Origin of the sequence: Streptomyces aidingensis (assembly GCF_900112355.1) — a bacterium.
GTDB classification, from domain to species: Bacteria; Actinomycetota; Actinomycetes; order Streptomycetales; family Streptomycetaceae; genus Streptomyces; species Streptomyces aidingensis.
Map to the genome: position 1 here is coordinate 187,361 of NZ_FOLM01000009.1, position 25,515 is coordinate 212,875.

Annotated in this window: 23 protein-coding genes, 2 pseudogenes and 1 riboswitch; of the genes and pseudogenes, 18 read left to right on the forward strand and 7 right to left on the reverse strand. The window is 74.0% G+C overall.

All coding sequences use genetic code 11. The features are described 5' to 3' along the window. Nucleotides 1–5: 5 nt before the first annotated feature. The 5 genes from BM242_RS17425 to BM242_RS17445 all read left to right on the forward strand — a co-directional run bounded on the left by BM242_RS17425 (nucleotide 6) and on the right by BM242_RS17445 (nucleotide 4,657). The gene (locus BM242_RS17425; protein WP_093839780.1) at nucleotides 6–839 is read left to right on the forward strand and encodes a DUF881 domain-containing protein; all 834 of its coding nucleotides are present in this window, start codon (nucleotides 6–8) and stop codon (nucleotides 837–839) included. A 162-nt stretch (nucleotides 840–1,001) separates the two neighbouring features. Beyond that, nucleotides 1,002–1,736, forward strand: a complete 735-nt coding sequence (locus tag BM242_RS30325; RefSeq protein WP_093839781.1) for a double zinc ribbon and FHA domain-containing protein — start codon at nucleotides 1,002–1,004, stop codon at nucleotides 1,734–1,736. 105 nt (nucleotides 1,737–1,841) lie between these two features. Continuing rightward, the gene (locus BM242_RS17435) at nucleotides 1,842–2,312 is read left to right on the forward strand and encodes a bifunctional nuclease family protein (RefSeq protein ID WP_093839782.1); all 471 of its coding nucleotides are present in this window, start codon (nucleotides 1,842–1,844) and stop codon (nucleotides 2,310–2,312) included. Between the two features lie 199 nt (nucleotides 2,313–2,511). Continuing rightward, nucleotides 2,512–3,099: a MerR family transcriptional regulator gene (locus BM242_RS17440; protein WP_093839783.1), complete on the forward strand. Its 588-nt coding sequence runs from the start codon at nucleotides 2,512–2,514 to the stop codon at nucleotides 3,097–3,099. A gap of 70 nt (nucleotides 3,100–3,169) precedes the next feature. Continuing rightward, a complete protein-coding gene (locus BM242_RS17445; protein WP_093839784.1) occupies nucleotides 3,170–4,657 on the forward strand; it encodes a DNA polymerase IV in 1,488 nt (495 codons plus the stop codon). 41 nt (nucleotides 4,658–4,698) lie between these two features. Here BM242_RS17445 and BM242_RS17450 read toward each other — a convergent pair. Then, nucleotides 4,699–5,061: pseudogene (locus BM242_RS17450) on the reverse strand (PRC-barrel domain-containing protein); the annotation flags it as partial. 181 nt (nucleotides 5,062–5,242) lie between these two features. After that, nucleotides 5,243–5,338: riboswitch (glycine riboswitch) on the forward strand. A gap of 174 nt (nucleotides 5,339–5,512) precedes the next feature. Here BM242_RS17450 and gcvP point away from each other — a divergent pair. Continuing rightward, nucleotides 5,513–8,407, forward strand: a complete 2,895-nt coding sequence (gene gcvP / locus BM242_RS17455; RefSeq protein ID WP_093839785.1) for an aminomethyl-transferring glycine dehydrogenase — start codon at nucleotides 5,513–5,515, stop codon at nucleotides 8,405–8,407. 61 nt (nucleotides 8,408–8,468) lie between these two features. Here the strand turns inward: gcvP and BM242_RS17460 are convergent, their stop codons facing one another. Further along, nucleotides 8,469–9,050 carry a hypothetical protein gene (locus BM242_RS17460; protein ID WP_093839786.1) on the reverse strand — a complete coding sequence of 194 codons (582 nt, stop codon included), beginning with the start codon at nucleotides 9,048–9,050 and terminating at the stop codon, nucleotides 8,469–8,471. A 402-nt stretch (nucleotides 9,051–9,452) separates the two neighbouring features. Between BM242_RS17460 and BM242_RS17465 the strand changes: the two genes are divergently transcribed. From BM242_RS17465 to BM242_RS17475, 3 genes and pseudogenes are all read left to right on the forward strand, one after another. Further along, nucleotides 9,453–10,952 (forward strand): glutamate-cysteine ligase family protein, encoded by a 1,500-nt coding sequence (locus BM242_RS17465; RefSeq protein WP_093839787.1) that lies wholly within the window; start codon nucleotides 9,453–9,455, stop codon nucleotides 10,950–10,952. Between the two features lie 67 nt (nucleotides 10,953–11,019). Further along, nucleotides 11,020–11,829 carry a CPBP family intramembrane glutamic endopeptidase gene (locus BM242_RS17470; RefSeq protein ID WP_093839788.1) on the forward strand — a complete coding sequence of 270 codons (810 nt, stop codon included), beginning with the start codon at nucleotides 11,020–11,022 and terminating at the stop codon, nucleotides 11,827–11,829. A 263-nt stretch (nucleotides 11,830–12,092) separates the two neighbouring features. Continuing rightward, a pseudogene (locus BM242_RS17475) lies at nucleotides 12,093–13,055 on the forward strand (DMT family transporter); the annotation flags it as partial. On the opposite strand, the gene BM242_RS17480 reads toward BM242_RS17475, so the two are convergent. Continuing rightward, on the reverse strand, nucleotides 13,035–13,733 hold the full coding sequence (locus BM242_RS17480) for a pyridoxamine 5'-phosphate oxidase family protein (RefSeq protein WP_175541461.1): 699 nt from the start codon (nucleotides 13,731–13,733) through the stop codon (nucleotides 13,035–13,037). The pseudogene BM242_RS17475 and the gene BM242_RS17480 sit on opposite strands and share 21 nt — an antisense overlap. 97 nt (nucleotides 13,734–13,830) lie before the next feature. Between BM242_RS17480 and BM242_RS17485 the strand changes: the two genes are divergently transcribed. Further along, the gene (locus BM242_RS17485; RefSeq protein WP_093839790.1) at nucleotides 13,831–15,168 is read left to right on the forward strand and encodes an aminotransferase class I/II-fold pyridoxal phosphate-dependent enzyme; all 1,338 of its coding nucleotides are present in this window, start codon (nucleotides 13,831–13,833) and stop codon (nucleotides 15,166–15,168) included. A gap of 122 nt (nucleotides 15,169–15,290) precedes the next feature. Here BM242_RS17485 and BM242_RS17490 read toward each other — a convergent pair whose 3' ends face one another. Then, nucleotides 15,291–15,803 carry a Rieske (2Fe-2S) protein gene (locus tag BM242_RS17490; protein WP_093839791.1) on the reverse strand — a complete coding sequence of 171 codons (513 nt, stop codon included), beginning with the start codon at nucleotides 15,801–15,803 and terminating at the stop codon, nucleotides 15,291–15,293. 198 nt (nucleotides 15,804–16,001) lie between these two features. Here BM242_RS17490 and BM242_RS17495 point away from each other — a divergent pair, with 198 nt between their 5' ends. The 5 genes from BM242_RS17495 (at nucleotide 16,002) to BM242_RS17515 (ending at nucleotide 19,826) form a co-directional block, all read left to right on the forward strand. Then, the gene (locus BM242_RS17495; RefSeq protein ID WP_093839792.1) at nucleotides 16,002–16,844 is read left to right on the forward strand and encodes a HipA family kinase; all 843 of its coding nucleotides are present in this window, start codon (nucleotides 16,002–16,004) and stop codon (nucleotides 16,842–16,844) included. After that, nucleotides 16,841–17,248: a DUF3037 domain-containing protein gene (locus BM242_RS17500; protein WP_093839793.1), complete on the forward strand. Its 408-nt coding sequence runs from the start codon at nucleotides 16,841–16,843 to the stop codon at nucleotides 17,246–17,248. Before BM242_RS17495 ends, BM242_RS17500 begins: the two co-directional genes overlap by 4 nt. A 162-nt stretch (nucleotides 17,249–17,410) precedes the next feature. Then, complete coding sequence (gene fabG, locus BM242_RS17505) at nucleotides 17,411–18,172, forward strand: 3-oxoacyl-ACP reductase FabG (RefSeq protein WP_093839794.1); 762 nt, start codon at nucleotides 17,411–17,413, stop codon at nucleotides 18,170–18,172. A gap of 40 nt (nucleotides 18,173–18,212) precedes the next feature. Next, nucleotides 18,213–19,037 carry an SDR family oxidoreductase gene (locus BM242_RS17510; protein WP_093839847.1) on the forward strand — a complete coding sequence of 275 codons (825 nt, stop codon included), beginning with the start codon at nucleotides 18,213–18,215 and terminating at the stop codon, nucleotides 19,035–19,037. 108 nt (nucleotides 19,038–19,145) lie between these two features. Continuing rightward, nucleotides 19,146–19,826 (forward strand): uracil-DNA glycosylase, encoded by a 681-nt coding sequence (locus BM242_RS17515; RefSeq protein WP_093839795.1) that lies wholly within the window; start codon nucleotides 19,146–19,148, stop codon nucleotides 19,824–19,826. A gap of 99 nt (nucleotides 19,827–19,925) precedes the next feature. On the opposite strand, the gene BM242_RS17520 is transcribed toward BM242_RS17515, so the two are convergent. Next, on the reverse strand, nucleotides 19,926–20,432 hold the full coding sequence (locus BM242_RS17520) for a DinB family protein (protein WP_093839796.1): 507 nt from the start codon (nucleotides 20,430–20,432) through the stop codon (nucleotides 19,926–19,928). A gap of 109 nt (nucleotides 20,433–20,541) precedes the next feature. On the opposite strand from BM242_RS17520, the gene BM242_RS17525 reads away from it, so the two are divergent. Beyond that, the gene (locus BM242_RS17525; RefSeq protein ID WP_093839797.1) at nucleotides 20,542–21,450 is read left to right on the forward strand and encodes a Gfo/Idh/MocA family protein; all 909 of its coding nucleotides are present in this window, start codon (nucleotides 20,542–20,544) and stop codon (nucleotides 21,448–21,450) included. 24 nt (nucleotides 21,451–21,474) lie between these two features. Here the strand turns inward: BM242_RS17525 and BM242_RS17530 are convergent, their stop codons facing one another. Further along, nucleotides 21,475–22,386 carry a hypothetical protein gene (locus tag BM242_RS17530; protein WP_139238351.1) on the reverse strand — a complete coding sequence of 304 codons (912 nt, stop codon included), beginning with the start codon at nucleotides 22,384–22,386 and terminating at the stop codon, nucleotides 21,475–21,477. Nucleotides 22,387–22,738: 352 nt separating this feature from the next. Next, on the reverse strand, nucleotides 22,739–23,626 hold the full coding sequence (gene uppP / locus BM242_RS17535; protein ID WP_093839799.1) for an undecaprenyl-diphosphatase UppP: 888 nt from the start codon (nucleotides 23,624–23,626) through the stop codon (nucleotides 22,739–22,741). A 406-nt stretch (nucleotides 23,627–24,032) separates the two neighbouring features. Between uppP and BM242_RS17540 the strand changes: the two genes are divergently transcribed. Together BM242_RS17540 and BM242_RS17545 are read left to right on the forward strand one after the other, a co-directional pair. Continuing rightward, entirely contained in the window at nucleotides 24,033–24,869 is an 837-nt protein-coding gene (locus BM242_RS17540; RefSeq protein WP_093839848.1) for a spermidine synthase, read from the forward strand. Between the two features lie 67 nt (nucleotides 24,870–24,936). Next, a complete protein-coding gene (locus tag BM242_RS17545) occupies nucleotides 24,937–25,389 on the forward strand; it encodes a DUF4442 domain-containing protein (RefSeq protein WP_093839800.1) in 453 nt (150 codons plus the stop codon). Nucleotides 25,390–25,515 lie beyond the last annotated feature (126 nt).

Here is a 25,515-nt window from a genome sequence, read left to right on the forward strand (position 1 = left end):
GGCCGATGACAAGCAACGACACCTCCCCCGAGAACCCCCCGGACCCCGCCGGACCCGGCGCCGACCGCCCGGACCGCACGGACCGAGCCGACCGCGCCGACCGCACCGCCGGGGACCCGCCGCCGACCGGCCGGGCGGCCCTGCTGTCCGGGCTGTGGCCGCCGCGGATCAGCCGCGCCCAGCTCATCGTCGCCGCCCTGCTGTTCGTGCTCGGCCTCGGCCTGGCCATCCAGGTCCGTGCCGCCGGCGAGGACAATGTGCTGCGCGGTGCCCGTCCGGAGGACCTGGTGCGCATCCTCAGCGACCTGGACGAGCGCACCCGCCGGCTGGCCGAGGAGCGGGACGGCCTGGAGGAGCAGCGCACCGAGCTGGAGTCCAGCTCCGACCAGGCCGAGGAGGCCCGGCGGCAGACCCGGGAGCGGGAACGCCAGCTCGGAGTGCTGGCCGGCACGGTGGCCGCCACCGGCCCCGGTATCGTGGTGCGGATCTCCGACCCGCTGGCCGGGGTCGGCGCCGACCACCTGCTGGACGCGGTGCAGGAGCTGCGCGCGGCCGGTGCCGAGGCGCTGGAGATCAACGGTGTGCGGATCGTGGCCGGCAGCTCCTTCACCGACGACGACGGAGCGGCGGTGATCGACGGCGTGCGGCTTCCCCGCCCGTACGAGATCACCGCCATCGGACGCCCGCAGGATCTGGAACCCGCGCTCAACATCCCCGGCGGAGTGGTCCAGTCGCTGGAACAGGAGAGCGCATCGGTCACCATCAGCCGCCCGGAGCAGGTCACCGTGGACGCCTTGCGATCCTCGGAACAGCCTGACTACGCTCAGTCGTCACCATGAGCGGGGAGTCCGCCCAGGGGGGCTGCCGGGCCGCCGGACGTCCGGTGAGGGAAACTGAACGTGAGGCCCGGACGTTGGCAGGACGTTCGATCAGCCGTGAGAGACAATGGACCGCCCGTCCGCGCAATCAGGCGGGCGGCCTAGGTGCGAGGGGAATCGCCGGTGAGTTTTTTCGCTAAGTTGTTCGGCAGGCGTCAGGGCGGCACGGACCACGCCGCGCGGCACCGTGCCGACCGGAGTGGCGATACGCCGGCGGGCACGCCGGGCCAGCCGGCCGGGCGCCCCCTGTTCCGGGACCAGGTCTCCGCTCCGGCCGGCGGCATAGGCCCCGGCGGCGACACCGAGTCCACCGCCGCCATGCCCGCCGTGGGATCGGTCGCCTGTGCCCGCTGCGGCAGCCGCAACGCCGCCTCCTCCCGCTTCTGCTCCAACTGCGGCAACCCGCTGCGCGGCGGCACCCCCTACGACGGGGCGTCCTCCTCGGACACCACCTCCACGCTCTCCATCTCCGGGATCGAGGCGTACGAGGCCGAGATGACCGGCCAGACGCCGGGGCTGTCGCCCGAGGCGCAGGCGGCGGTGGACGCGCTGCCGCCCGGCTCGGCGCTGCTGATCGTGCGGCGCGGCCCCAATTCGGGCAGCCGTTTCCTGCTGGACGGCGATGTCACCACGGCCGGCCGGCACCCGCAGAGCGACATCTTCCTGGACGACGTCACGGTCTCCCGCCGCCATGTGGAGTTCCGCCGGGAACCCGGGGGCGGCTTCAGCGTCTGTGACGTCGGCAGCCTGAACGGCACCTACGTCAACCGCGAGCCCATCGACTCGGTGGTCCTCGCCAACGGGGACGAGGTGCAGATCGGCAAGTACCGGATGGTCGTCTACCTCGGCCAGCGCTGAGCCGCCCCGCCCCCGAGCACGGCCGGAGCACGGCCGCGGGTGTGTTCGCACCCCGCGGACGTGCTCGACTATCCAAAAGGTCCGCCCTCGTCCTAGGGTTGCTGTGTGAACCAGCTCGACGTAGTCGGTGTCCGGGTCGAAATGCCCAACAACCAGCCCATCGTCCTGCTCCGGGAGGTGGGCGGCGACCGCTACCTCCCCATCTGGATCGGCCCCGGGGAGGCCACCGCGATCGCCTTTGCCCAGCAGGGGATGGTTCCCACCCGGCCGCTGACACACGACCTGTTCAAGAACGTCCTGGAGGCGTTCAGCCAGGAGCTGACCTCCATCCGGATCACCGACCTGCGCGACGGGGTGTTCTACGCGGAGCTCGTCTTCGCCAGCGGCGTCGAGGTCAGCGCCCGCCCCTCCGACGCCATCGCCCTCGCGCTGCGCGTCGGCGCGCCCATCTACGGCAGCGACGAGGTCCTCGACGACGCCGGGATCATCATTCCGGACGAGCAGGAGGACGAGGTGGAGAGGTTCCGCGAGTTCCTCGAACAGATTTCGCCGGAGGACTTCGGCACCAGCCAGTGACGCCGCCCGCCCGCCCCCGGTGACGGGGCGTGGCGATCGTTGACGCACCACAGGTGCGTGCCTAGCGTCATTGGGGCATGTCTATCAGGAGTGCCGAGCCGCCGCTACCGGCCGGGCACCGGCGGACGCGGCGACGGACGGGCACGATCAGGCATGCAGAACGGAGGCCGGCGTGACAGGTAACGGCGACAGCGGAGCGATGGGCGGGCTGTCGGCACTGCCCGTGCCCAGCACCCCGCCCGGCGCTGACCTGCGGACGGTGCCGCCCCCTGGCCGGTCCCGGGGGCAGCAGGACACCCACCGTCTCGGCTACCGCGGCCCCAGCGCGTGCGCCGCCGCGGGCATCACCTACCGCCAGCTCGACTACTGGGCGCGCACCGGTCTGGTCGAGCCCAGCGTGCGGCCCGCCCACGGCTCCGGCAGCCAGCGGCTCTACGGCTTCCGGGACGTGCTCACCCTGAAGATCGTCAAGCGGCTGCTGGACGCCGGGGTCTCGCTGCACAGCATCCGCGCCGCGGTGCAGGCGCTGCGCTGCGTGGACCTGGCCGAGCTGCCGTCCCTGGTGCTGATGAGCGACGGCGCCACCGTCTACCGCTGCTCCTCGGCCGGGGACATGGCGGAGCTGCTCAGCGGTGGCCGAGGTGTCTTCGGCATCGCGGTGGGCGCGGTCTGGGCCGATGTGGAGCTGGCGCTGTCCCGGCTGCACGCCGAGCGGGCCGACACCGGCGAGCCGGTCGTCGCCGACCACCCCGAGGACGAGCTGGCCCGCCGCCGACGCATGCGCTGAGCGCCCCGCCGCCGGCCGCCCGCCGACGGCGCGGCGCGCGGTTGTCGGTGCTCCGGGGGACGATCGGTGCATGCGCGGTGTACCGAGCATCCTCCATCTGGACATGGATGCCTTCTACGCCTCGGTCGAGCAGGCCGCCAAGCCCAGCCTGCGCGGCCGGCCGGTGATCGTCGGCGGCCTCGGCCCGCGCGGCGTGGTGGCCACCGCCTCCTACGAGGCCCGCCTCTTCGGCGTGCGCTCGGCGATGCCCACCGCGCAGGCCCGCCGGCTCTGCCCCCATGCCGCCTACCTCACGCCCCGCTTCGCGTGCTACCGCGCGGTCAGCGCGGTGGTGCTGGGAGTGCTGGAGGAGATCTCCCCGCTGGTGGAGCCGCTCAGCCTGGACGAGGCGTTCGTGGACCTGGCGGTGGCCCGCACCGGGCGGGCCCCGGCCACCGGGGACGAACTCCGTGCCGCCGCCGAGTCCGTCCGTGCCCGCATCCGCGCGCTGACCGGGCTGACCTGCTCGGTGGGGCTGGCCGGCTCCAAGATGCTGGCCAAGATCGGCTCGGAGCGGGCCAAACCGGACGGGCTGGTGGTGATCGTCCCGGGTGAGGAGCGGACCCTGCTCACCCCGCTTCCGGTGCGCACCCTGCCGGGGGTGGGCCCGGCCACCGAGGCGGCGTTGCGCAAGGCGGGCATCGTCACCGTCGGCGACGCGGCCCGGGCGGGCGAGGACGAGCTGGTCCGGCTGCTCGGCCGGGCGCACGGCGCCTCGGTGCACGCCATGTCGCTGGGCATCGACGACCGCCCGGTGGTCGCCGAGCGGGACGCCAAGTCCGTCTCCGTGGAGGACACCTTCGACGAGGACGTCACGGCCCGGCCCCGGGTCAGGCTGGAGGTGGACCGGCTGGCGCTGCGCTGCGCGGAGCGGCTGCGCGCGGCCGGGCGGTCCGGCCGCACCGTGGTGCTCAAGGTGCGCGGGCCCGACTTCACCACCCTCACCCGGTCCGAGACACTGCGCGGTCCCACGGACGACCCCGGAGTGATCCGGGAGGCCGCGGCCCGGCTGCTGGAGGGTGTGGACACCACCGAGGGCGTGCGGCTGCTCGGCGTGGGCGTCAGCGGGCTCGCCGACTTCACCCAGGAGGATCTCTTCGCGCAGGCGGGCCCCGCCGTCCCGGCGGTTCCACACGGCCCGGACGCCGGTCCGGCCGCGGGCGGGGAGCCGGCCGGCGGGCATCAGGGGGCGGCGCCCGCCCCGGAGCCCGGGCGGCGCTGGTCGCCCGGCCAGGATGTGACGCACGACGACCATGGCCCCGGCTGGGTGCAGGGCAGCGGGCTGGGCCGGGTCACGGTGCGCTTCGAACGGCCGGATTCACCGCCCGGCCGGGTGCGCACCTTTGCGGAGCGGGATCCCGCGCTGCACCCCTCCCAGCCGCTGCCGCTGGCCCCGAAAGCCCTGGCTCAGGACCGCTCCGCCGGTCCTGGCCGCTCGGGCCCGGCCGCCCCCGGAGGCCCGCCCTCCTCGGGCGCGTCCGGTTCCGCCGCCGCGTCCTTCGGCCCGCCGGGGGAGTAGACCGGGCCGGGGGCATGCCCGGCCGGGCCGTGCCGGGGCCGTTCCCGGCCGGCCAGCCGCCCGAAGTCCCGGTCCTCGGCAGCCGGGGCACCGGGCACGTCCAGACCGTAGTGGTGGTAGAGCTGGAGCTCCTGCTCCGGCGAGAGATGGCGGCCCACCCCGAAGTCCGGGGCCTGCCGGATCAGCTCCCGGTCGAAGGGCACCCGCAGTGTCTCCTCCACCAGCTCGCTGGGCTCCAGCGGGACAAAGGCGTCACGGCTGAACAGGCCGGTGCGCACGGCCGCCCACTCCGGCACTCCGGTGGCATCGTCCAGATAGACCTCGTCCACGGTGCCGATCTTGGCCCCGTTGCGGTCCAGTGCCTTGCGGCCGATGAGGCTGCGCGGATCGATGTCGGTCTGCATGGCTCCTCCCGCTGATCGCCGCCGTTCGCCGCGGATCCATCGCGACGCGGCTCCATGAACCTACGAAACGGCACTTTCCCCGTCCCGGCCAGTCGAGCCCGCACATCCGCGGGCGCACCCTGCCGGAAACATTCCCGGCACAACCGCCGCAACTGACGCTGGTAGTCTCGAAGACGGCTGACAACCTCGTGCGGGAGAGTCCTCCGGCCGCCGCCGGAGGCGCCGAAGGAGCAAATCCTCCCCGGAAACTCTCAGGCCCCTGTACCGCACGGGCGAAGCCACTCTGGAAAGCAGGGCGGACGGCGTCGGCAGACCCGGACGCCCTCACCGACGGTGAAAGCCGGGCTCCGCACGTGCGCCCGGTGAAGCTCTCAGGTCGAATGACAGAGGGGGAGGCCGCTTCGGCACCCGGACCGGTGCCGCAGGTCACAGCGACCAGGAGGCCCTCTCGATGACCGTCCGCCGCACCCCGCACACCACCGGCACCGGCACCGGCCCGCCGGCCGCCTTCGCGTCCCGCCACATCGGACCCGACGCCGCGGACCAGGCGAAGATGCTGGCCCAGGTCGGCTACGGCTCGCTGGACGAGCTCACCGACGCCGCCGTGCCGGCGGCGATCCGGGCCACCGAGGCGCTCCGGCTGCCGCCCGCGCTGGGCGAGCCGGAGGTGCTCGCCGAACTGCGCGCCCTGGCCGCCCGCAACCAGGTTCTGCAGCCCATGATCGGGCTCGGCTACCACGGCACCTTCACCCCTGGGGTGATCCTGCGGAATGTGCTGGAGAACCCCTCCTGGTACACCGCCTACACCCCCTATCAGCCGGAGATCTCCCAGGGCCGGCTGGAGGCCCTGCTCAACTTCCAGACCGTGGTCGCCGACCTCACCGGGCTGCCCACCGCCGGCGCCTCACTGCTGGACGAGGCCACCGCCGCGGCCGAGGCCATGACCCTCTCCCGCCGCGTCGGCCGGGCCGGCGGCACCGTCTATCTGGCGGACCGCGACTGCCTGCCGCAGACCCTGGCGGTGCTGCGCACCCGCGCCGAGCCGCTGGGCATCGAGGTGCAGACCGCCGACCTGTCCCGGGGGCTGCCCGAGGACGCCGCCGCCCGCGGCGTGTTCGGCGTGCTGCTGCAGTACCCCGGCGCCCGTGGCGCGGTCACCGACCCGCGCCCGGCCGTCGAGCAGGCGCACGCGCTGGGCGCGGTGGTCACGGTGGCCGCCGATCTGCTGGCCCTGACCCTGCTCACCCCGCCCGGGCAGCTGGGGGCGGACATCGCCGTCGGCTCCAGCCAGCGGTTCGGCGTCCCGCTCGGTTTCGGCGGCCCGCACGCCGGTTTCATGGCGGTGCGCCAGGAGTACACCCGCAGCCTGCCCGGCCGGCTGGTGGGCGTCTCCTACGACGCCGACGGGCGGCCGGCCTACCGGCTGGCCCTGCAGACCCGGGAGCAGCACATCCGCCGGGAGAAGGCCACCAGCAACATCTGCACCGCCCAGGTGCTGCTCGCGGTGATGGCCGGCATGTACGCCGTCCACCACGGCCCCGACGGGCTGGAAGCCATCGCCCGACGCACCCACCGGCACGCCGCCGTGCTGGCCGCCGGGTTGCGCGCCGGGGGCGTGCAGGTGGTGCACGAGGCGTTCTTCGACACCGTCACCGCCCGGGTCCCGGGCCGGGCCGCCGCGATCGCCGCCGCGGCCCGCGAGGCCGGCATCAATGTGCGCCTCACCGACGCCGACCACATCGGCATGAGCTGCGACGAGACCACCCGCCCCGAGCACCTCACGGCGCTCTGGGACGCCTTCGGCACCGCCGGCGACCCGGCCGCCCTGGACGCCGCCACCCCGGACGCGCTGCCCGCCGGCCTGCTGCGCCAGGACGACTACCTCACCCACCCGGTCTTCCACCGCCACCGCTCCGAGACCGCGATGCTGCGCTATCTGCGCCGGCTCGCCGACCGGGACTACGCGCTGGACCGCGGCATGATCCCGCTCGGCTCCTGCACCATGAAGCTCAACGCCACCACCGAGATGGAACCGGTGACCTGGCCGGAGTTCGGCGGCCTGCACCCCTTCGCCCCGGCCGGGCAGGCCGAGGGGTATCTGGAGCTGATCGGCGAGCTGGCGGAGCGGCTCGCCGAGATCACCGGCTACCACACGGTGTCGCTCCAGCCCAATGCCGGCTCCCAGGGCGAGTTCGCCGGGCTGCTGGCGGTCCGCGCCTACCACCGGGCGGCGGGCCGGCCGGAGCGCACCGTCTGCCTGATCCCGTCCTCGGCGCACGGCACCAACGCCGCCAGCGCGGTGATGGCCGGCATGAAGGTGGTCGTGGTGGCCACCGGCCGCAATGGTGACGTGGACCTGGCCGACCTGCATGCCAAGATCGAGCGGCACCGCGACGAGCTGGCCGTGCTGATGGTCACCTACCCCTCGACCCACGGGGTGTTCGAGGAGCACATCGGGGACGTCTGCGCCGCCGTGCACGACGCGGGCGGCCAGGTGTATGTGGACGGCGCCAATCTCAACGCGCTGGTCGGTCTCGCCCGGCCGGGCCGGTTCGGCGCCGATGTCTCCCATCTCAACCTGCACAAGACGTTCTGCATCCCGCACGGGGGCGGCGGCCCGGGGGTGGGCCCGGTGGCGGTCCGCGAGCACCTCGCGCCGTATCTGCCCGGCCACCCGCTGCAGTCGGCCGCCGGGCCGGAGACCGGCGTCGGTCCGGTTTCCGCCGCGCCCTGGGGTTCGGCCGGCATTCTGCCCATCTCCTGGGCCTATCTCCGGCTGATGGGCGCGGAGGGGCTGCGCCGCGCCACCCAGGTCGCGGTGCTCGGCGCCAACTACATCGCCCGCCGCCTGGAGCCGCACTACCCGGTGCTCTACACCGGCCCCGGCGGGCTGGTGGCCCACGAGTGCATCATCGATCTGCGCCGGATCACCAAGGAGACCGGGATCACCGTGGAGGACGTGGCCAAGCGGCTGATCGACTACGGCTTCCACGCCCCGACGATGTCCTTCCCGGTGGCGGGCACGCTGATGATCGAGCCCACCGAGAGCGAGGACCTGGCCGAGCTGGACCGCTTCTGCGCGGCCATGATCGCCATCCGGGCGGAGATCGACCGGGTCGCGGCGGGGGAGTGGCCGGCCGGGGACAACCCGCTGTGCAACGCGCCGCACACCGCGGCGCTGCTGGCCGGCGACTGGGACCACCCCTACAGCAGGCAGGAAGCGGTCTTCCCGCCCGGCGTGGCGCCCGAGGACAAGTACTGGCCGCCGGTCCGCCGGATCGACGGTGCCTACGGCGACCGCAATCTGGTCTGCTCCTGCCCGCCGCCGGAGGACTTCCAGGGCTGACGGCACGGCCGCCGGTGCCACGGCTGCGGGCCCGCAACCGTGGCACCGGCGGCCGGCCGGTTCAGCCGGCGAGCTGCTCGGCCGGCGGACTGAGCCGGCGGCTGAGCAGCCCCGGCAGCGCGTCCGCGCGCATCGGCACCCCGGGGGCTATGCCCGGGGGCGCCGGTGCCAGCGGCACCAGGGCGTCCGCCGGGGCGGGACGCCCCTTGGCGGCCGGCGAGGTGATGTCGCCGTGCAGCCACAGGGTGAGCATGTAGAGCTGGGGCACGGAGAGCAGCCGGGGCTGGAGATCCGCCGGCAACTCGTCCGCCTGCCGCAGCGCGGCTTCCGACGACGCGATGTACGGACCCTCGCTGAAGTGCGAGAAGGTCCAGCCGTCGGCGGTCAGCCGGGCTTCGGCCGCGCCCACCGCCCGGTCGTTGCGGGCGAGCAGGAACCGCCAGGCGGTCAGCTTGGTGCGGGGGAGTGCGCCGGCTGCCGATGTGGCCGACAGCCGGTACACCGGGAGCGGCAGCACCGGGCGCAGGGACTCGGGGTCCTGGCGCAGCGCGGCCGGCAGTGGTGAAACGGGGGCGGGGGACCGGAGGGCCGCGTGGATGCTGCGCTCCGCGGGGGCCGGAGCCGGGAGAAGATGCAAGGGCATGGGTGGGTCGCCTCTCACTCTGGAGACACGCGTGAGCGGATTTTAACCAGCACGTGTTCGCGGCACGTTTCCGCTAGCTGCGCCCAGGTGTTTCCGCAAGGCATTTTCCGGCCGAATTCGGATATTCCCCCGGGGTTCCGCGGACCGCCGTCCGGGTGACTCCTGCCACACTACCGGGGTTGGCCCGCCCATGCCGGGAAGAAGCCCGGCGTCCTGATGAAGCGAGGTGCGTCAGCAGTATTCCACAGGAATATGCACACGGAAAAGATGCCTCCTCCGCTGCTTCCCCGCTGCTTCTCCGGTGCTTCTCCGCCGCGGTGCGGCCCGGCTCCCCGGCGTCAGTCCGGCCGCACCTGGGCATGCTCGACACCGTGCGCCGGCGACGTTCGGGAGGGACCTGCCATGGGAGCCAATGTGTCCGCCGACGGGTTCGGTCCGGCCGACCGGCCGCGGTTCCGCGCCAAACTGGCGCGCTGCCAGGCCGTGCTGGAGCGGATGCTGGACGACAAGTGCTTCGACCGGCCGCGTGATCTGATCGGGCTGGAGGTGGAGATCAGTCTGGCCGACCAGCGGGGCGCGCCCCGCATGGTCAACGACCGCGTCCTGTCGAAGATGGCCACCGCGGATTTCCAGACCGAGCTGGGAAAGTTCACCCTGGAACTGAACATGGCTCCGCGGAGCCTGACCGGCCGGGTTCTCGACGACCTGGCCGAGGAACTGCGCTTCGCCATCGGTTACGCCGCCCGAATGGGTGCGGAATTCGATGCCCGTCCGGTGCCGGTCGGCATACTGCCCACCATCACCGAAGCGGATCTCCGGCTCGCCAATCTCTCCCCGGTCGACCGGTACCGGCTGCTCAACGACCAGATCATGGGGGCCCGCGGCGAACTCGTGGAACTCCGGCTCTCCGGTGCCGAGACCCTGCACCGCACCTTCGACTCCATAGCGCCGGAGGCCGCCTGCACCGCCGTGCAGTTCCATCTCCAGGTCACCCCGGACCGGTTCGCCGATGTGTGGAACGCCTCCCAGGCCGCGGCCGCGGCGCAGGTGGCGGTGGGGGCCAATTCACCGTTCGTGTTCGGCCACGAACTCTGGCAGGAGTCCCGGCCGCCGCTGTTCCTCCAGGTCACCGACGCCCGTCCGCCCGAGATGGCGGCCCAGGGCGCGCGTCCGCGCGCCTGGTTCGGCGAACGCTGGATCGATTCCCCGCGTCAGCTCTTCGAGGAGAACCTCCGCTGGTTTCCGGCGCTGCTGCCGATCTGCGACGAGGAGGACCCCGAGGCCGTGCTGGCGGCCGGCGGCGTCCCGGAACTGCCCGAGCTGGTGCTGCACAACGGCACCGTCTACCGCTGGAACCGCCCGGTCTACGGCGTCGCCCGCGGCAGGCCCCATCTGCGGGTGGAGAACCGGGTGCTGCCCACCGGTCCCACGGTCACCGACATGGTGGCCAACGCCGCCTTCTACTACGGCCTGGTACGGGCCCTGGCCGACCAGGCCGAGCCGGTCTGGCACCGGCTGCCGTTCACCGCCGCCGCGGACAGCTTCGAGCGCGCCTGCCGGGACGGGATGGCGGCCGTGCTGCTCTGGCCACGGCGCGGCCGTGGCCAGGCCGGGCCGGCCGAGGTGCCCGCCGCCGAACTGGTGCTGGACGAACTCCTGCCGCTGGCCGCCGCCGGGCTGGACGCCTGGGGGGTCTCCGCCGCCGACCGGGACCGCTTCCTGTCCGTCGTGGAAGCCCGGTGCCGGCGCCGGATCACCGGGGCGGCCTGGCAGACTCGGACCTACCACCGGGCGGTGGACCGCGGCGCGGACCGCCGGACGGCCCTGTCGGAACTGGTCCGCCGGTACTGCGAGCTGGCCGCGGCCGGCGAGCCGGTGCACGACTGGCCGCCGGCCGGCTGAACCGCCCGCGCCCGCCGGGCCCGGGGAGCAGGACCGACAGGAGGACATCAGGGTGCGGACCCGATCCATGGACAGCGAGCCCTCCGCCGCGCTGGACCCGGCCGGCGCGCCCCCGGCACGCGTGCTGCGCAACGAGCTGCTGATCGTGCTGGCGCTCTCGCTGGGCGCCAGCGCCGTCGCCTCGCTGATCCGGTTCACCGGCGTCCTCACCAGCCCCGGCGGCCTCAGCGACTACGCCGCCACCCTGAACGCCTCCCGGGCGCCGGACCGCCCCTGGCTCGACCTCGCCTGGCAGCTCTTCGGCATCACCACCGCCCTGGTGCCGGTGGTGCTGGTGGCCCATCTGCTGCTGCGCGAGCGGCCCGGCGGCGACGGCCCGGGACTGCGCGCCGTCGGCTTCGACCCGCGCCGCCCCGGCTCCGACCTGGGGCGCGGCGCGCTGGTCGCCGCGTTCATCGGCGGCACCGGCCTGCTGCTGTACCTGGGCGCCCGGGCGGCCGGCGCCAATCTCACCGTGGTGCCCGAGAGCCTGCCGGACGTCTGGTGGAAGATCCCGGTGCTGATCCTCTCCGCGCTGCAGAACGCCGTGCTGGAGGAGGTCATCGTGGTCGGCTATCTGCTGCGCCGCCTCGGCCAGACCGGCTGGAGCCCGGCCGCGGCCCTGGTGGCCAGCGCCCTGCTGCGCGGCACCTACCACCTCTACCAGGGCATCGGCGGCTTTCTGGGCAACGCGGCGATGGGGGTGATCTTCGTCTGGCTCTACCGGCGCTGGGGCCGGGTGATGCCGCTGGTCGCCGCGCACGCCCTCATCGACATCGTGGCCTTTGTCGGCTACGCCCTGCTGGCCGGCCGCGTCGACTGGCTGCCCACCGCCTGAGCGCCGCCGCCGCGCCGCGGCTCCGCCGGCGCCTCCCGGGTGTCCCGGCGGAGGCCGGTGACCGCGCGAAGTTGTCCGGAAGACACGGTGCCGTCTAGGGTGCGCCCATGCCTCTCACCGTTCTCCCGCCGCCGGCCGCGTAACGCGGGCGACGACGGCGCACACCCGCGGCGGCCCGCTCGGGCCCCCGCGCGCTTCGGCGTTGCCCGCCACCGGACAGCGCGACCGACCGAAGTGCGTTCCTTCTCGCGGGAGAACTCCTCATGCCTCACCGGTACCAGCCGGCTTCCTCCGCCATGCCCGTCGTCCGGGGGCTGGCCTTCGTCATCATCGCCGCGACCGCCTGGGGCACCGCCGGTGCCGCCGCCGCGCTGCTGTTCGACAGCAGCGGGCTGGGGCCGGTCGCCCTGACCTTCTGGCGGACCGCGGGCGGGCTGGCCCTGCTGCTCGCCTTCCGCCCGCTGCGCCGCCGCTCCGCACCGGCCGTGCGGACCGCCGCCGAGCCGCTGCGCCCGCGGGTGGTGCGCATCGCCGTCCTGGGGGCGGGCCTGACCGTCTTCCAGACCGCCTACTTCGCCGGGGTCAGGGACACCGGCCTGGCCGTGGGCACCGTGGTCACCCTGGGCGCCGGCCCGGTGCTGATCGCGCTGGGCGCCCGGCTGTGGATGGGGGAACGGCTCGGCCGCGGCGGTGCCGTCGCCGTGGCCGGGGCCCTGGCCGGCCTGCTGATCCTGGTGCTCGGCGGTTCCGGGCAGGCCGGCACGGTGCGGCCGTCCGGCGTGCTGTGGGCGCTGCTCTCCGCGGCGGGCTACAGCGCGGTCACCCTGTTCACCCGCGGGCTGCGGCGCTCCGGCCGGGGCGCCGACCCGTACGCCACCACGGTGTCCTCCTTCGCGGTGTGCGCGGCCTGCCTGCTGCCGCCGGCGCTGCTGGAGGGGCTGCTGCCGGGCACCGCGGACCTGGGCCGCACGCTGTGGCTGCTGGTGTATCTGGCCGCGGTGCCCACCGCGCTGGGCTATGCGCTGTACTTCGCCGGGCTGGCCGCCGTCCGGGCCGCCACCGCCTCGGTCATCGTCCTGATCGAGCCGGTGACCGCGGCCGTTGTCGCGGTGCTGGTGCTGGGCGAGCGGCTGACCGCCCCCACCCTGGCCGGCACCGCGGTGCTGCTGGCCGCGGTCGCCGCGCTGGCGGTGGCCGAGGCCCGGTCAGGGGCGGGCGCGGGCCGTGAGGTAGTCCGGGGCGGGGCCGTCCGGCTGCGGGCCGTCGGCCGGGAGGAACGGGCCGTGCACCACGGAGACCGGGACGACACCGCTCCAGTACGGGAGTGAGACGTCCTCGGGCTCCTCGTTGGGGCCGCCGCCGCGGACCTTGGCCGAGACCTCCCGCAGGTCCAGGGCGAGGACCGCGGTGGCGGCGGCCTCCCTGGGCGCGGCCGGCCGGCAGTCGGCCGCCCGGCCCGGTATGACGTGGTCGACCAGCGCGGACAGTGCCGCCAGATGCTCCTCCGGGTCGGTGACCCGGCGGGCGACGCCGTGCACCATCACCGAGCGGTAGTTCACCGAGTGATGGAACGCCGACTTGGCCAGCACCAGGCCGTCCACATGGGTGACCGTGACGCAGACCGGCAGTCCGTCCTCTTCGCCGTCCGGGCCGGCGGCGGCCCCGCGCAGCGGCCGGGAGCCGGTGGAGCCGTGCAGGTAGAGCCGTTCGCCGCGGCGGGCGTAGAGCGTGGGCAGCACCACGGGAGCGCCGTCCCGCAGATAGCCGAGATGGCACAGGTAGCCCTCGTCGAGCAGCGCGTGCACCAGCGCGCGGTCGTAGCGGGCCCGGTCCCGCAGCCGGGTGGGCACCGTGCGGTCGGTCGGGGGGTAGGCGGGCTCTTCGGTGACAGTGGTGACGGCCATGGCCGGGCTCTCTCCCTGGAGGTCTCGCCGTGCCGGGCGCCGGTCCTTGCGCCCTCTTTTGCACTAGTGCATAGTGGTGATTGCACTAGGAGGTTGCATGACGGGAGACTACCGCATCACGGGGCGCCGTGCCGTGGACATCGCCGCCGGCGTGGAGCGGGCGGTGGGCGAGGGGCGGATCGCGCCGGGGGAGAGCCTGCCGCCGCTGCGGGCCCTGGCCGGTGAGCTGGCGGTCAACCCCAACACCGTCGCCGCCGCCTACCGGCTGCTGCGCGACCGCGGCGTCATCGAGACCGCGGGCCGGCGCGGCAGCCGGGTGCGCCGGCGGCCCGCGAGCACGGCCCGGGAGGCCATCCGGCCGGCCGTGCCCGAGGGGGTGCGCGATCTCTCCCAGGGCAATCCCGATCCCGCGCTGCTGCCCCCGCTGGGCGAGGCGCTGGCCGCCGTCGCCGCCCGCTACGACCGCGGGCCGCTGCTCTACGGCATGCCGGAGACGGATGACGAACTGGCCGCGGCGGCCCGGGAGTCCTTCGCCGCGGACGGCGTGGCGCCCGGCCCGGTGGCGGTCACCTCCGGGTCGCTGGACGCCATCGAGCGCGTGCTCGCCGCGCATCTGCGGCCGGGGGACACCGTGGCCGTGGAGGATCCGGGCTGGGGCAGCCTGCTGGATCTGGTGCCCGCTCTGGGCCTGCGTGCCCACCCGGTGGCGCTGGACGACGACGGCCCGCTGCCGGAGGCGGTGGCCGGGGCACTGCGCGGCGGGGCCCGTGCCCTGGTGGTCACCGCCCGTGCCCAGAATCCCACCGGCGCCGCGGTCTCCGCCGGCCGCGCGGGCGAACTCCGTACCGTGCTCGCCGGGCATCCCGGCACCCTGCTCATCGAGGACGACCACGGCCACGGCATCGTGGACGTGGCGCTGCACACTCTGGCCGGCGCCACCGGCCACTGGGCCGCCGTCCGGTCGGCGGCCAAGTGGCTGGGCCCCGATCTGCGGGTGGCCGTGCTCACCGGGGACGCGGTCACCGTGGACCGGGTGCGGGGCCGCCAGCGGCTCGGGCCGGGCTGGGTCAGCCATCTGCTGCAGCGCACCACCGCCGCGCTCTGGCGGCGGGGGGCGGCCGGGGGCGGCGCCCGGGCGGCGGCCCGTTCCTACTCCGCCCGGCGTGGTGCCCTGCTGGCGGGGCTGGCCGCGCTGGGCGTGCCCGCCCGCGGGCACAGCGGCATGAACGTCTGGGTGCCGGTGGCGGACGAGACGGGCGCGGTCACCCGGCTGCTGGGCTCCGGCTGGGCCGCGGCCCCGGGCGCGCGGTTCCGGGTCGCCTCGCCGCCCGGCATCCGGCTGACCATCTCCCCACTGAGCCCGGAGGAGATCCCCGGGGTGGCGGCGGCCGTGGCCGAGGCGGTCCGCCCGCCCGCCGGCCGCCGCTATGCCTGACCGTGCCGCCGCCCGCGGCATCCCGCCGGGGCGGTACCGGAGAGGACCGGAAAGGAAGTGGCCGCCCTCCCGGGGGACGGAGGGCGGCCACGTCGCGGCGGGCCGACGGCCGGGCGGGCGGCTCAGCCCAGGCGGATTTCCTCGCCCTCGACGGTGATCTGCTCCTCCGGCAGCGGTGCCTTGGCCGGGCTGGCCGGGGTCGGCGCTCCGTCGGCGATGGCGAACATGCTGTCGTGGCAGGGGCAGACGATGTGCCCCTCGCTCACCGAGCCGACCGTGCAGCCCCGGTGGGTGCAGACCGCGCTGAACGCCTTGAACGTGCCCTCCTCGGGCTGGGTGACCACCACCTTCTGCTCCGCCAGGATCAGCCCGCCGCCGACCGGGACGTCCGAGGTCCGGGCCAGCGCCTCGCCGCCCGCCTGCTCGCCCCCGTCCGTGCCGCCGTCCGTGCCGCCGTCCTGGCCGGGCTCCTCGGTGCCGGGATCGGTGCCGGTGTCCGTGCCGCCGCCGGTGTCCTCCCCGGTGGGCGCACCGTCGTTGTCGTCGTCCGAGCCGCAGGCGGCGAGCGTCACCGCGAGCCCGGCCGCGGCCCCGGCGGCCAGCGCGGTACGGCGGGACGTCAGTGGTCCGGTCATGTTCACCCTCCTGATCAAGGTGTCGCCAGTATCACACCGCGTGCCCGGCGCCCGGGAGGGTGAGCGGAAAGTTCCGACAAGACGACAAGAAATGGCGGTGGACGGCCGCTCGTGCGAGAGCATGTGCGCCGTCCCGTGCCGGGCGCATTGCCGCCCCGGCCGCCGCCTGCCGTCGTCGGCTCCGGTTAGCCTGGGCGGATGCTCCAGGAGACCCGCGTCACCCGCTATGTGACGCCGTTGCGCGAGGGCGGCTCGCTTCCCGCGCTGGCCGAGGCCGCGGATCTGGGCACCTATGTGGTGAAGTTCACCGGTGCCGGCCAGGGCCGCAAGGCGCTGGTGGCCGAGGTGATCTGCGGAGGGCTGGCCCGGCGGCTCGGCCTGCGGGTGCCGGATCTGGTCCGGATCCGGCTGGACGAGGCGATCGGCCGGGGGGAGCCCGACCCCGAGGTGCAGCAGCTGCTGCTGGCCAGCACCGGACTCAACCTGGGCATGGACTACCTCCCCGGCTCCATCGGATTCGACCCGCTGGCCTTCCGGGTCAGCCCCGCCGAGGCCGGGCGGGTGGTGTGGTTCGACGCCCTGGTCTGCAATGTGGACCGTTCCTGGCGCAACCCCAATCTGCTGCTCTGGCACGGCGATCTGTGGCTGATCGACCACGGCGCCGCGCTGATCTGGCATCACAACTGGCCCTCGGCCGGGTCCGCCCCGGAGCGGGCGTTCGACGCCTCGGACCACGCGCTGGCGCCGTTCGCCCCGGATGTCGAGGCCGCCGGGGCGGAGCTGGCCCCGCTGGTCACCACCGGTCTGGTGGCCGAGGCACTGGCCGAGGTGCCGGACGAGTGGCTGGCCGGCGAGCCCGGCTTCGACGGCCCCGAGGCCGTCCGCGACGCCTATCGCGCGGCGCTGACCGCGCGGGCGCCCGGGCTGCACCGGCGGATCGTGCTGGGCGCCCCCGGCGCCGCGGGGGCGTCGCCGCCGCGGCCGTCCCGGGCACCCGGCCGGCCGACCGGCGTGCGGCCGGTGCGGGGCGGTGACCGGTGAACGGCACGGCGCGCGGGACCTCGCCCGCACCGGAGGTCTTCGAGTACGCGCTGCTCCGGGTGGTGCCCCGGGTCGAGCGCGGTGAGCTGATCAACGCCGGGGTGCTGGTCTACTGCCGGGGCCGCGGCTATCTGGGCGCCCGTATCCATCTGGACGAGAACCGGCTGCGGGCGCTGGACCCCGAGGCCGATCCGGCCGCGGTGCGGGCGGCCCTGCACGCGGCCGAGTGCGTCTGCCGGGGCGGTGCCGCGGCGGGCGGCGCCGCCGGTGACGACCCGGGCCGGCGGTTCCGCTGGCTCACCGCGCCGCGCAGCACCGTCGTCCAGCCGGGGCCGGTGCACACCGGGCTGACCGCCGATCCGGAGGCCGAGGCGGACCGGCTGCTGGACCTGCTGGTCCGCTGACCGACCACCGCTGAGGCCAAGCCCACCGTTGACAGCGCCACCACCGGGCTTCTAGCGTCACGACTGCTCACTACTAAGCGGTTGCTCAGCGCTGGCGGCTCCCATGACGCCGCCGGCGTGCCGCACCACCGCCACACCACACCAGGGGTCAAGGAGGACCACATGTCCACCACCGAGCCGCGCACCGCGATCGTCACGGGCGCCGCCCGCGGCATCGGCGCCGCCACCGCCGTCCGGCTGGCCGCCGAGGGCCGCGCCGTCGCGGTCCTCGATCTCGACGAGAAGAACTGCCGGGAGACCGTGGAGCGGATCACCGCTGCGGGCGGCCGGGCGCTGGCCGTCTCCTGCGACGTCTCGGACACCGGGCAGGTCACCGCAGCCGTGGCCCGGGTGGCCGCCGAACTGGGCCCGCCCACCGTGCTGGTGAACAACGCCGGGGTGCTCCGCGACAACCTGCTGTTCAAGATGAGCGACGCCGACTGGGACACGGTGCTGAACGTGCATCTGCGCGGTGCCTTCCTGATGACCCGGGCCTGCCAGTCGCACATGGTGGACGCCGGCTTCGGCCGTATCGTCAACCTCTCCTCCAGCTCCGCGCTGGGCAACCGGGGCCAGGCCAACTACGCCGCCGCCAAGGCCGGACTGCAGGGCTTCACCAAGACCCTCGCCAAGGAACTGGGCAAGTTCGGCATCACCGCCAACGCGGTCGCTCCCGGCTTCATCGCCACCGAGATGACCGAGCAGACCGCGCAGCGGGTGGGCATGGGCTTCGAGGACTTCAAGAAGGCGGCAGCCGCCGCCATCCCGGTGCAGCGGGTGGGCGTTCCGGAGGATGTGGCCGGGGCCATCGCCTACTTCACCGCCGAGGAGGCCGGCTTCGTCTCCGGCCAGGTCCTGTATGTGGCCGGCGGGCCGCTGGACTGACCGCCGCACCCGGACCGGACCGAACCACAGTGAGGAACGCATGACCGAAAGCCCCGAAAGCCCCGAAAGCCCCGAAAACCCCGCAAGCACCGGACGTTCCGGCAGCGCCGGCAGTTCCGGCGGCACCGGCCGGGTCGCCCTGGTCACCGGCGGCAGCCGGGGCATCGGCTACGGCATCGCCGAGGCCCTGATCGCCCGCGGCGACCGGGTGTGCATCACCGGCCGCAACGAGGAGTCGCTGCGTGAGGCGGTGGACAGACTCGGCGCCGACCGGGCCATGGGCGTGGCCGGCCGCGCCCATGACGAGGACCACCAGGCCGCGGTGGTGGACGCGGTCATGGCCCGCCACGGCCGCATCGACTACCTGATCAACAACGCCGGCACCAACCCGGTCTACGCGCCGCTGGCCGAACTGGACCTCGCCGCAGTGCGCAAGATCTACGAGACCAATGTGGTCGCCGCGCTCGCCTTCGTCCAGCGGGTCTGGGCGGCCTGGCAGCGGGACAACGGCGGCGCGGTGATCAACATCGCCTCCGTCTCCGGACTCGGAGCCTCGCCGTACATCGGTGCCTACGGCATGAGCAAGGCCGCGATGATCAACCTCACCCAGCAGCTCGCCCACGAGCTGGCGCCCCGGGTGCGGGTCAACGCCCTGGCCCCGGCGGTGGTCAAGACGCGGTTCGCCGCCGCGCTCTACGAGGGCCGGGAGGAGAGCGTCGTCCGCCGTTATCCGTTGGGCCGGCTGGGCACCCCGCAGGACATCGGCGCCGCGGCGGCGTTCCTGACCTCCGCGGAGGCCGGCTGGATCACCGGCCAGACCCTGGTGCTGGACGGCGGCCATCTGCTGGGCGCGGGCCTGGGCTGACCGGACGCGCGGCACCGGCGGGGCGGCCGTCCCGCCGGTGCCGCCGCCTGTCAGTGGTGCGCGGTAGGTTCTCCGCCATAACCATTGGCCACAACGGAGGTTGACGTCGTGATCGGAGAGCTGCCCGGGTCCTGGCAGAGCGTGCTCGGCGAGGAGCTGACCAAGCCCTACTTCAAGGAGCTCAGCGACTTCGTCGAGACCGAGCGGTCACGCGGACCGGTCCACCCGCCCCGCGAGGAGGTCTTCGCCGCCCTGGAGGCCACCCCCTACGACGAGATCAAGGTCGTGATCCTCGGGCAGGACCCGTACCACGGCGAGGGCCAGGGACACGGCCTGTGCTTCTCGGTGCGTCCCGGGGTGCGCATCCCGCCCTCGCTGCGCAACATCTACAAGGAGCTCCACGCCGATCTCGGCTGTCCCGTCCCGGACAACGGCTATCTGATGCCCTGGGCCCGGCAGGGGGTGCTGCTGCTCAACACGGTGCTCACGGTGCGCGGCGGAGAGGCCAACTCGCACAAGGGCATGGGCTGGGAGAAGTTCACCGACGCGGTCATCCACGCCGTCTCCGCCCGCACCGACCCGGCCGTCTTCGTGCTGTGGGGCTCGCACGCCAAGAAGAAGCTGCCGCTGATCGACACCGCGCGGCACGCCGTGGTGGACGGCGCCCACCCCTCGCCGCTGTCCGCCAAGAAGTTCCTCGGCTCCCGCCCCTTCTCCCGGATCAACGCGGCGATCGCCGCCCAGGGCCACACCCCCGTCGACTGGTGCATTCCCGGCCTGGGCGACTGACAGGGCCGGCCGGCCCGGGCCGGCCGCCGGCGAGGGCGCCGCAGGGCAGGAGCGCGCCGGCGTTCCTCCCCCGCGGCACGGCCGCCGCCGCGGGCCCGCTCAGCGGCCGGTCACACCGTCGATCCGCTGCCGGATCAGGTCGGCGTGCCCGTTGTGCCGGGCGTACTCCTCGATCATGTGCACATAGATCCAGCGCAGGCTGAACTCCTCGCCGTCCCTGGGCCGCCGGCAGGTGTCGTCCAGCGAGCGCCCGGCCGCCGCCGCCCTGGCCGCCTCGATCTCCCGCCGCCAGGCGGCGAATCCCTCCTCGGCCCGGTCCTCCTCGGTGAGCTCGAAGTCCCGGTCCATCCGTTCCCGGCTGATGTACAGCCCCGGCACCGGTGACTCGCCCAGCACCCGCTGGAACCAGTTGCGCTCCACCTCCGCCATGTGCCGCACCAGCCCCAGCAGCGTGAGGTTGGCGGGCGGCACCGACGCCTCCTTGAGCTGCTTCTCGTCCAGACCCTCGCAGATCCTGGCCAGCGTCTCGCGGTGGAAGTCCAGCCAGTTCTCCAGCATGGTCCGCTCGTCGCCGACGTTTCCGGGATAACCGCCTGATGTCGTCATGCCGGCCATCCTCGCCCGCGGCCGGCCGGGCGGGCCAGCCGATTACCGGTCCGCCGCGCGGCTATGCTGCCGGGGCACGGCCGTGTCGAGCGAACACACAGGGGGTCCGGTGAAGGTCGGCGTGCTCGGGCTGGGCGACATCGCCCAGAAGGCATATCTGCCCGTTCTCACCACACAGCCCGGCGTGGAACCGCATCTCCACACCCGGACCCCGGCCACCCTGGAGCGGACCGGCGACCTCTACCGGGTGCCCGCGGAGCACCGGCACACCAGCCTGGACTCGCTGCTCGCCGCCGGTTTGGACGCGGCCTTCGTGCACGCGCCGACCGCCGATCACCCTCGGCTGGTGGCCCGGCTGCTGGAGGCCGGGGTGCCGGTCTATGTCGACAAGCCGCTGGCCTCCGAACTCGGCGAGGCCCAGCGGCTGGCCGAGCTGGCCGAGGCCAGGCGCACCAGCCTGATGGTCGGCTTCAACCGCCGCTGGGCCCCGGGCTATGCCCGCTGCCAGGAACATGCCCGCGAACTGATCATCATGCAGAAGCACCGGGTGGGGCTTCCCGAGGAGCCCCGCCGCATGGTGTACGACGACTTCATCCATGTCGTGGACACCCTGCGCTTTCTGGTGCCCGGCGCGGTCGACCGGGTCGATGTGCGCTTCCGCTGTGTCGACGGGCTGCTCCACCATGTGGTGCTCCAGCTTTCCGGCGACGGCTTCACCGCCATCGGTGCCATGAACCGCCTCTCCGGCTCGGCCGAGGAGATCCTGGAGGTCTCCGGCCAGGACTCCAAGCGGGAGGTCCGCAACCTGGCCGAGATCATCGACCACAAGGGCCAGCCCAGCGTGCGCCGGCGCGGCGACTGGGTTCCGGTGGCCCGGCAACGCGGCATCGAGCAGGCCGTGCTGGTCTTTCTCGGCGCGGTGCGGGCCGGCCGGGTGCTCTCCGCGCAGGACGCCCTGCGCACCCACGAACTGTGCGAGCAGATCGTCACCGCCATCGAGCAGCCCCGCCCGGCCTGACCCCGCACCCGGGACGGACTCCGCTCAGCGGGCGGGACCGGAGCCCCTGCTCCGCCGGACCGCGGACATCGCACCGGCGCCCAGCGCGGCCACGGCCGCACCGGCCAGTGCGAACAGCGGCAGGCCGGCGCCGCTGCCCGTCTCGGCCAGCTCCCCCCGGTCGCCGGCCGGCTGCTTGCCGGCGGGTGTCTCCCCGGCCGGTGCCCCGTCCCCGCGTGGTGTCTCGTCGCCCGGCCCGGGCCCGGGGGCGGGCTCCGGGTCCGGCTCCGGCTCCTTCGCGAGAACCTCCACCGTGTACGGGGTGGTTTCCCCGCCCCGGCACTCCTGGTTCTCGGTGGTCCAGTACTCGGCCTTCACCTGGCCCCGTGCCCAGCCGTCGGGGGAGTCCTCGGAGACCATGACCCGGATCTCGATGGTGTAGGTGGCGCCGGCCGCGATCCTGACGTGGCCGAAGTATCCCGCCAGATCCTCCTCGGCGAGCGGAAGGTCGTGCCACTGCTTGCCGTCGATCTGGTACTGGACATTCATCAGGCGGAGGAAGGAGTCATCCTCGCCGGCGTACTGCTCGAAGCGGACATAGGGGTAGACCAGCAGCTCTTCCCCGGTGTTGTTGGTCAGCGAGAGCCGGCCGGGGAAGTAGGTGAATTCCGGCCAGTAACCGGAGGCGGCGCGGATGCTCTTCTGCAGGCCGGCCAGCTCACTGGTGATGCCTTCGTCCAGTGCGCAGGTGAAGCCCGCGGGCGGGTTGCCGCCCGGAGTGAGCCAGGTGTTGCCGACGACGGATCCGCCTCCGGCGGTTCCGTTCTCCTCACCCGCGGGAGAGGTTCCGGAGCCGGTCGCGGGGCCGGCCGCCATTGCGGGAGAGCCGGTGAGGAGCGCGGCCGACGCCATCACGGCTGTGGCCGCCGCCGTCGCAGCGGCGCGAGGCAGTTTCATATCGGGTCCTTCGTCGCCGCGGGGACCGCCTCGCTCGGCGTCGCGGATTCCCGCACCGGTCATGACCACTGTTGGACGCGTCAGCCGGGCCTTCTGTTGCTCCCATTTCCGGTCACGAACGCATCATTCCGGCCGGCTGCCGCTGTTCCGAGGGCCCGGTCGGCACGGGCGCGGCGGTCCTCGCGACCACCGCGCCCTTCGGAGACTCCGGCAGGTTCGTCCGGCACCACAACCCGAGCGTCGCTCGGTTTCTGCGCCCGTTTGTTCCCGGAGCCCTGCGCCGTCTCGGCTGAGGACCTGTGGGCATGCCGATCCGCGCGGAATCGGGAAATCCCGCGCGTTTCCGCAAGTCTCACTCTCCCTTGCCGAAGTCGGCTCCTTCCATGGGGTCCACCACTCCGCCCCAGACCAGGGCCAGGATCACGATGCCGCCGATGATCCGGTACCAGACGAACGGGGCGAAGGTGCGGGTGGAGATCCACTTCATGAACCAGGCGATCACCGCATAGCCGACCACGAAGGAGATCACCGTGGCGAAGATGGTCATCGGCCAGGAGACGTGTGCCGCCTCCTCGCCGATGGAGCCGACCTCGTACAGCCCCGAGGCGAACACCGCCGGAATCGCCAGCAGGAACGAGTAACGTGCCGTCGCGGCCCGCGAGTAGCCCAGATACAGGCCGCCGGTCATGGTCACCCCGGAGCGGGACATGCCGGGGATCAGTGCCAGTGCCTGCCAGGCCCCGAAGACCAGGCCGTCGCGCACCCCCAGTTCCTCGATGCCCTTGCGCGGCCTGCCCGCCCGGTGCCGGCCGCCGGCCTCCGCCTGCGAGGCGATCCGGTCCGCGACGCCCAGCGCGATGCCCAGCACGATGAAGCTCGCCGCGATCAGCCGCAGGTCGCGGAACGGTCCCTCGATGGCGTCCTTGAGCAGCACGCCCAGCACGCCGATCGGGATCGAGCCCAGAAGCACCAGCCAGCCCAGCCTGGCGTTGAGTTCGCCGCGTGCCTCCTTGCTGACCAGCGACCGGGCCCAGGCCGAGGCGATGTTCCAGATGTCCCGGCGGAAGTAGATGAGAATGCCCAGCTCGGTGCCGAGCTGGAGTACCGCGGTGAACGCGGCGCCCGGGTCCTGCCACCCGGCGAGCACGGCGGTGAGCCGGATGTGGGCGCTGGACGACACGGGCAGGAACTCGGTCAGTCCCTGGACGAGCCCGTAGATGAGTGCTTCGAACCAAGACATGGTGGGGTCTGCTCGTCCCTCAAGACGGTCGGAAGGGTGGAAACGGCGGCGCTCCGCCGGGATGGGTCTTGCGGCGGCGGGTGCGCAAGCTGATCGTATGCCGCGTATGCCCGCGTCATGGCCGCGGGGCGGAAATGATGATCAGTCCGGCGCGCCGTCCGGTACGGGGGCGCACGGCGGCGCGGGCGCGGCCGGCCGGATCCGGGCGGAGGCGAGAGTGCCGACGGCGGCCGGAGCAGCGGTCAGGGTGCAGGACGGGGGCACCGGGGGAGCGTAGCGGATCGGCACGGTCCGCCGGTGCGAACTGCCGTGCGGGCGGCCGGTGCCGCAGAATGCCGGGGTGCACAGCTACCCGTCATCGGCCGGGCCGTCCCGGCCTCCGCTGCCCCGTTCCGGTGCCGGCCGGGTGCCGGTGACCGAGCCGGTGGACCGGGGCACCGCCCGGCTGCTGCCCGATGTCGACCGGCCGGGCGGCTGGCTGCTCACGGTGGACGACGCCCCGCAGTCGTATGTGGATCTGGACGCCCCGGACCATCTGGAGTTCGAGTACGCACGCCGGATCGGCCATGCCCTGGATCTGGCCGCGCCCCCGGGCCGCCCGCTGGACCTGCTGCATCTGGGCGGCGGCGGCCTCACCCTGCCCCGGTACGCGGCACACACCCGTCCCGGTTCCCGGCAGACGGTGGTGGAGGCCGACGCGGCGCTGGCCGCCCTGGTGGAGCGGCGGCTGCCGCTGCCCCTGGGCTCCGGTGTCACCGTGCGCACCGCGGACGCCCGGGCCGCCCTCCGGACGGTGCCCGCCGCGGGCGCCGATGTGCTGATCGCCGACGTCTTCGCCGGTACCCGCACCCCGGCCTCGCTCACCACGCTGGGTTTCGCCCGGGACGCCGCCCGGGCGCTGCGCCCCGGCGGGTGGTACCTGGCCAATCTCGCCGACGGGGCGCCGTTCGCCTTTCTGCGCGGCCAGCTCGCCGCCCTGGCCTCCGTCTTCGCCGGGGTGTGCCTGCTGGCCGAGCCCGCGGTGCTGCGCGGCCGGCGCTTCGGCAACGCCGTGCTGCTGGCCGCCGACGCCGGGCTGCCGGTGGCGGAGCTGGCCCGGCGCTGTGCCGCGGACCCGTTCCCGGCCCGGGTGGTGCACGGCGCCGGGCTGGCGGAGCTGATCGGGGACGCGGAGCCGGTGGCCGACGAGAATGCCGCCCGGCCCTCGCCGAAGCCGCCGCCGGGCGCCTTCTCGGTGGGCTGATCCCGGTGCGCCCGGCAGGGTGGCGGACGGCCTGGCCAGTGGTGCTACCCACTGGTAACATCTCGCCATGCCGCAGACCCAGCCCGCCATCGGCGAGATGATGGCCGCGAACGTTCCCATGGTCCGCACCCTCGGGCTGGAGTTCCGGGAGACCACCCCGCAGCGGGCCGTGGTGGCCCTTCCCGACCAGTCCGCCTACCACAACCATGTCGGCGGACCGCACGCCGGAGCCATGTTCACCCTGGCCGAGTCGGCCAGCGGCGCCATCGTGCTGGCCGCCTTCGGCGACCAGCTCTCCCGCGCCCTTCCGCTGGCAGTCCGCGCCGAGATCGGCTACACCAAGCTCGCCATGGGCGAGGTGACCGCCACCGCCGAGCTGGGCCGCCCGGCCGCCGAGGTGGTCGCGGCCCTGGACGCGGGGGAGCGGCCCGAATTCCCGGTCCTGGTCGCCATCCGGCGCCCGGACGGGGCGGTGACCGCCGAGATGACCATCGTCTGGACGCTGCGCCCGCACGGCTGAGCCGCCGTACACCGGGCGGCCCGGCGCCTGTTCCGGGGAGTTTCCTGACCGCCCGCGGGGATCGGTTACGCTTCCCGCGGGCGGCTCTCCCCGAGCGCCCGGGAACATCGCGGAGCGAAGGCGGGG

Excerpts from the sequence above, each read along its gene's own strand:
- BM242_RS17425 (WP_093839780.1), top strand. The coding sequence starts at position 6 with ATGACAAGCAACGACACCTCCCCCGAGAACCCCCCGGACCCCGCCGGA.
- BM242_RS17440 (WP_093839783.1), top strand. The coding sequence starts at position 2,512 with ATGGGCGGGCTGTCGGCACTGCCCGTGCCCAGCACCCCGCCCGGCGCT.
- BM242_RS17445 (WP_093839784.1), top strand. The coding sequence starts at position 3,170 with ATGCGCGGTGTACCGAGCATCCTCCATCTGGACATGGATGCCTTCTAC.
- gcvP (WP_093839785.1), top strand. The coding sequence starts at position 5,513 with ATGACCGTCCGCCGCACCCCGCACACCACCGGCACCGGCACCGGCCCG.
- BM242_RS17460 (WP_093839786.1), bottom strand. The coding sequence starts at position 9,050 with ATGCCCTTGCATCTTCTCCCGGCTCCGGCCCCCGCGGAGCGCAGCATC.
- BM242_RS17465 (WP_093839787.1), top strand. The coding sequence starts at position 9,453 with ATGGGAGCCAATGTGTCCGCCGACGGGTTCGGTCCGGCCGACCGGCCG.
- BM242_RS17470 (WP_093839788.1), top strand. The coding sequence starts at position 11,020 with ATGGACAGCGAGCCCTCCGCCGCGCTGGACCCGGCCGGCGCGCCCCCG.
- BM242_RS17480 (WP_175541461.1), bottom strand. The coding sequence starts at position 13,733 with ATGGCCGTCACCACTGTCACCGAAGAGCCCGCCTACCCCCCGACCGAC.
- BM242_RS17485 (WP_093839790.1), top strand. The coding sequence starts at position 13,831 with ATGACGGGAGACTACCGCATCACGGGGCGCCGTGCCGTGGACATCGCC.
- BM242_RS17490 (WP_093839791.1), bottom strand. The coding sequence starts at position 15,803 with ATGACCGGACCACTGACGTCCCGCCGTACCGCGCTGGCCGCCGGGGCC.
- BM242_RS17495 (WP_093839792.1), top strand. The coding sequence starts at position 16,002 with ATGCTCCAGGAGACCCGCGTCACCCGCTATGTGACGCCGTTGCGCGAG.
- fabG (WP_093839794.1), top strand. The coding sequence starts at position 17,411 with ATGTCCACCACCGAGCCGCGCACCGCGATCGTCACGGGCGCCGCCCGC.
- BM242_RS17510 (WP_093839847.1), top strand. The coding sequence starts at position 18,213 with ATGACCGAAAGCCCCGAAAGCCCCGAAAGCCCCGAAAACCCCGCAAGC.
- BM242_RS17520 (WP_093839796.1), bottom strand. The coding sequence starts at position 20,432 with ATGACGACATCAGGCGGTTATCCCGGAAACGTCGGCGACGAGCGGACC.
- BM242_RS17530 (WP_139238351.1), bottom strand. The coding sequence starts at position 22,386 with ATGAAACTGCCTCGCGCCGCTGCGACGGCGGCGGCCACAGCCGTGATG.
- uppP (WP_093839799.1), bottom strand. The coding sequence starts at position 23,626 with ATGTCTTGGTTCGAAGCACTCATCTACGGGCTCGTCCAGGGACTGACC.
- BM242_RS17545 (WP_093839800.1), top strand. The coding sequence starts at position 24,937 with ATGCCGCAGACCCAGCCCGCCATCGGCGAGATGATGGCCGCGAACGTT.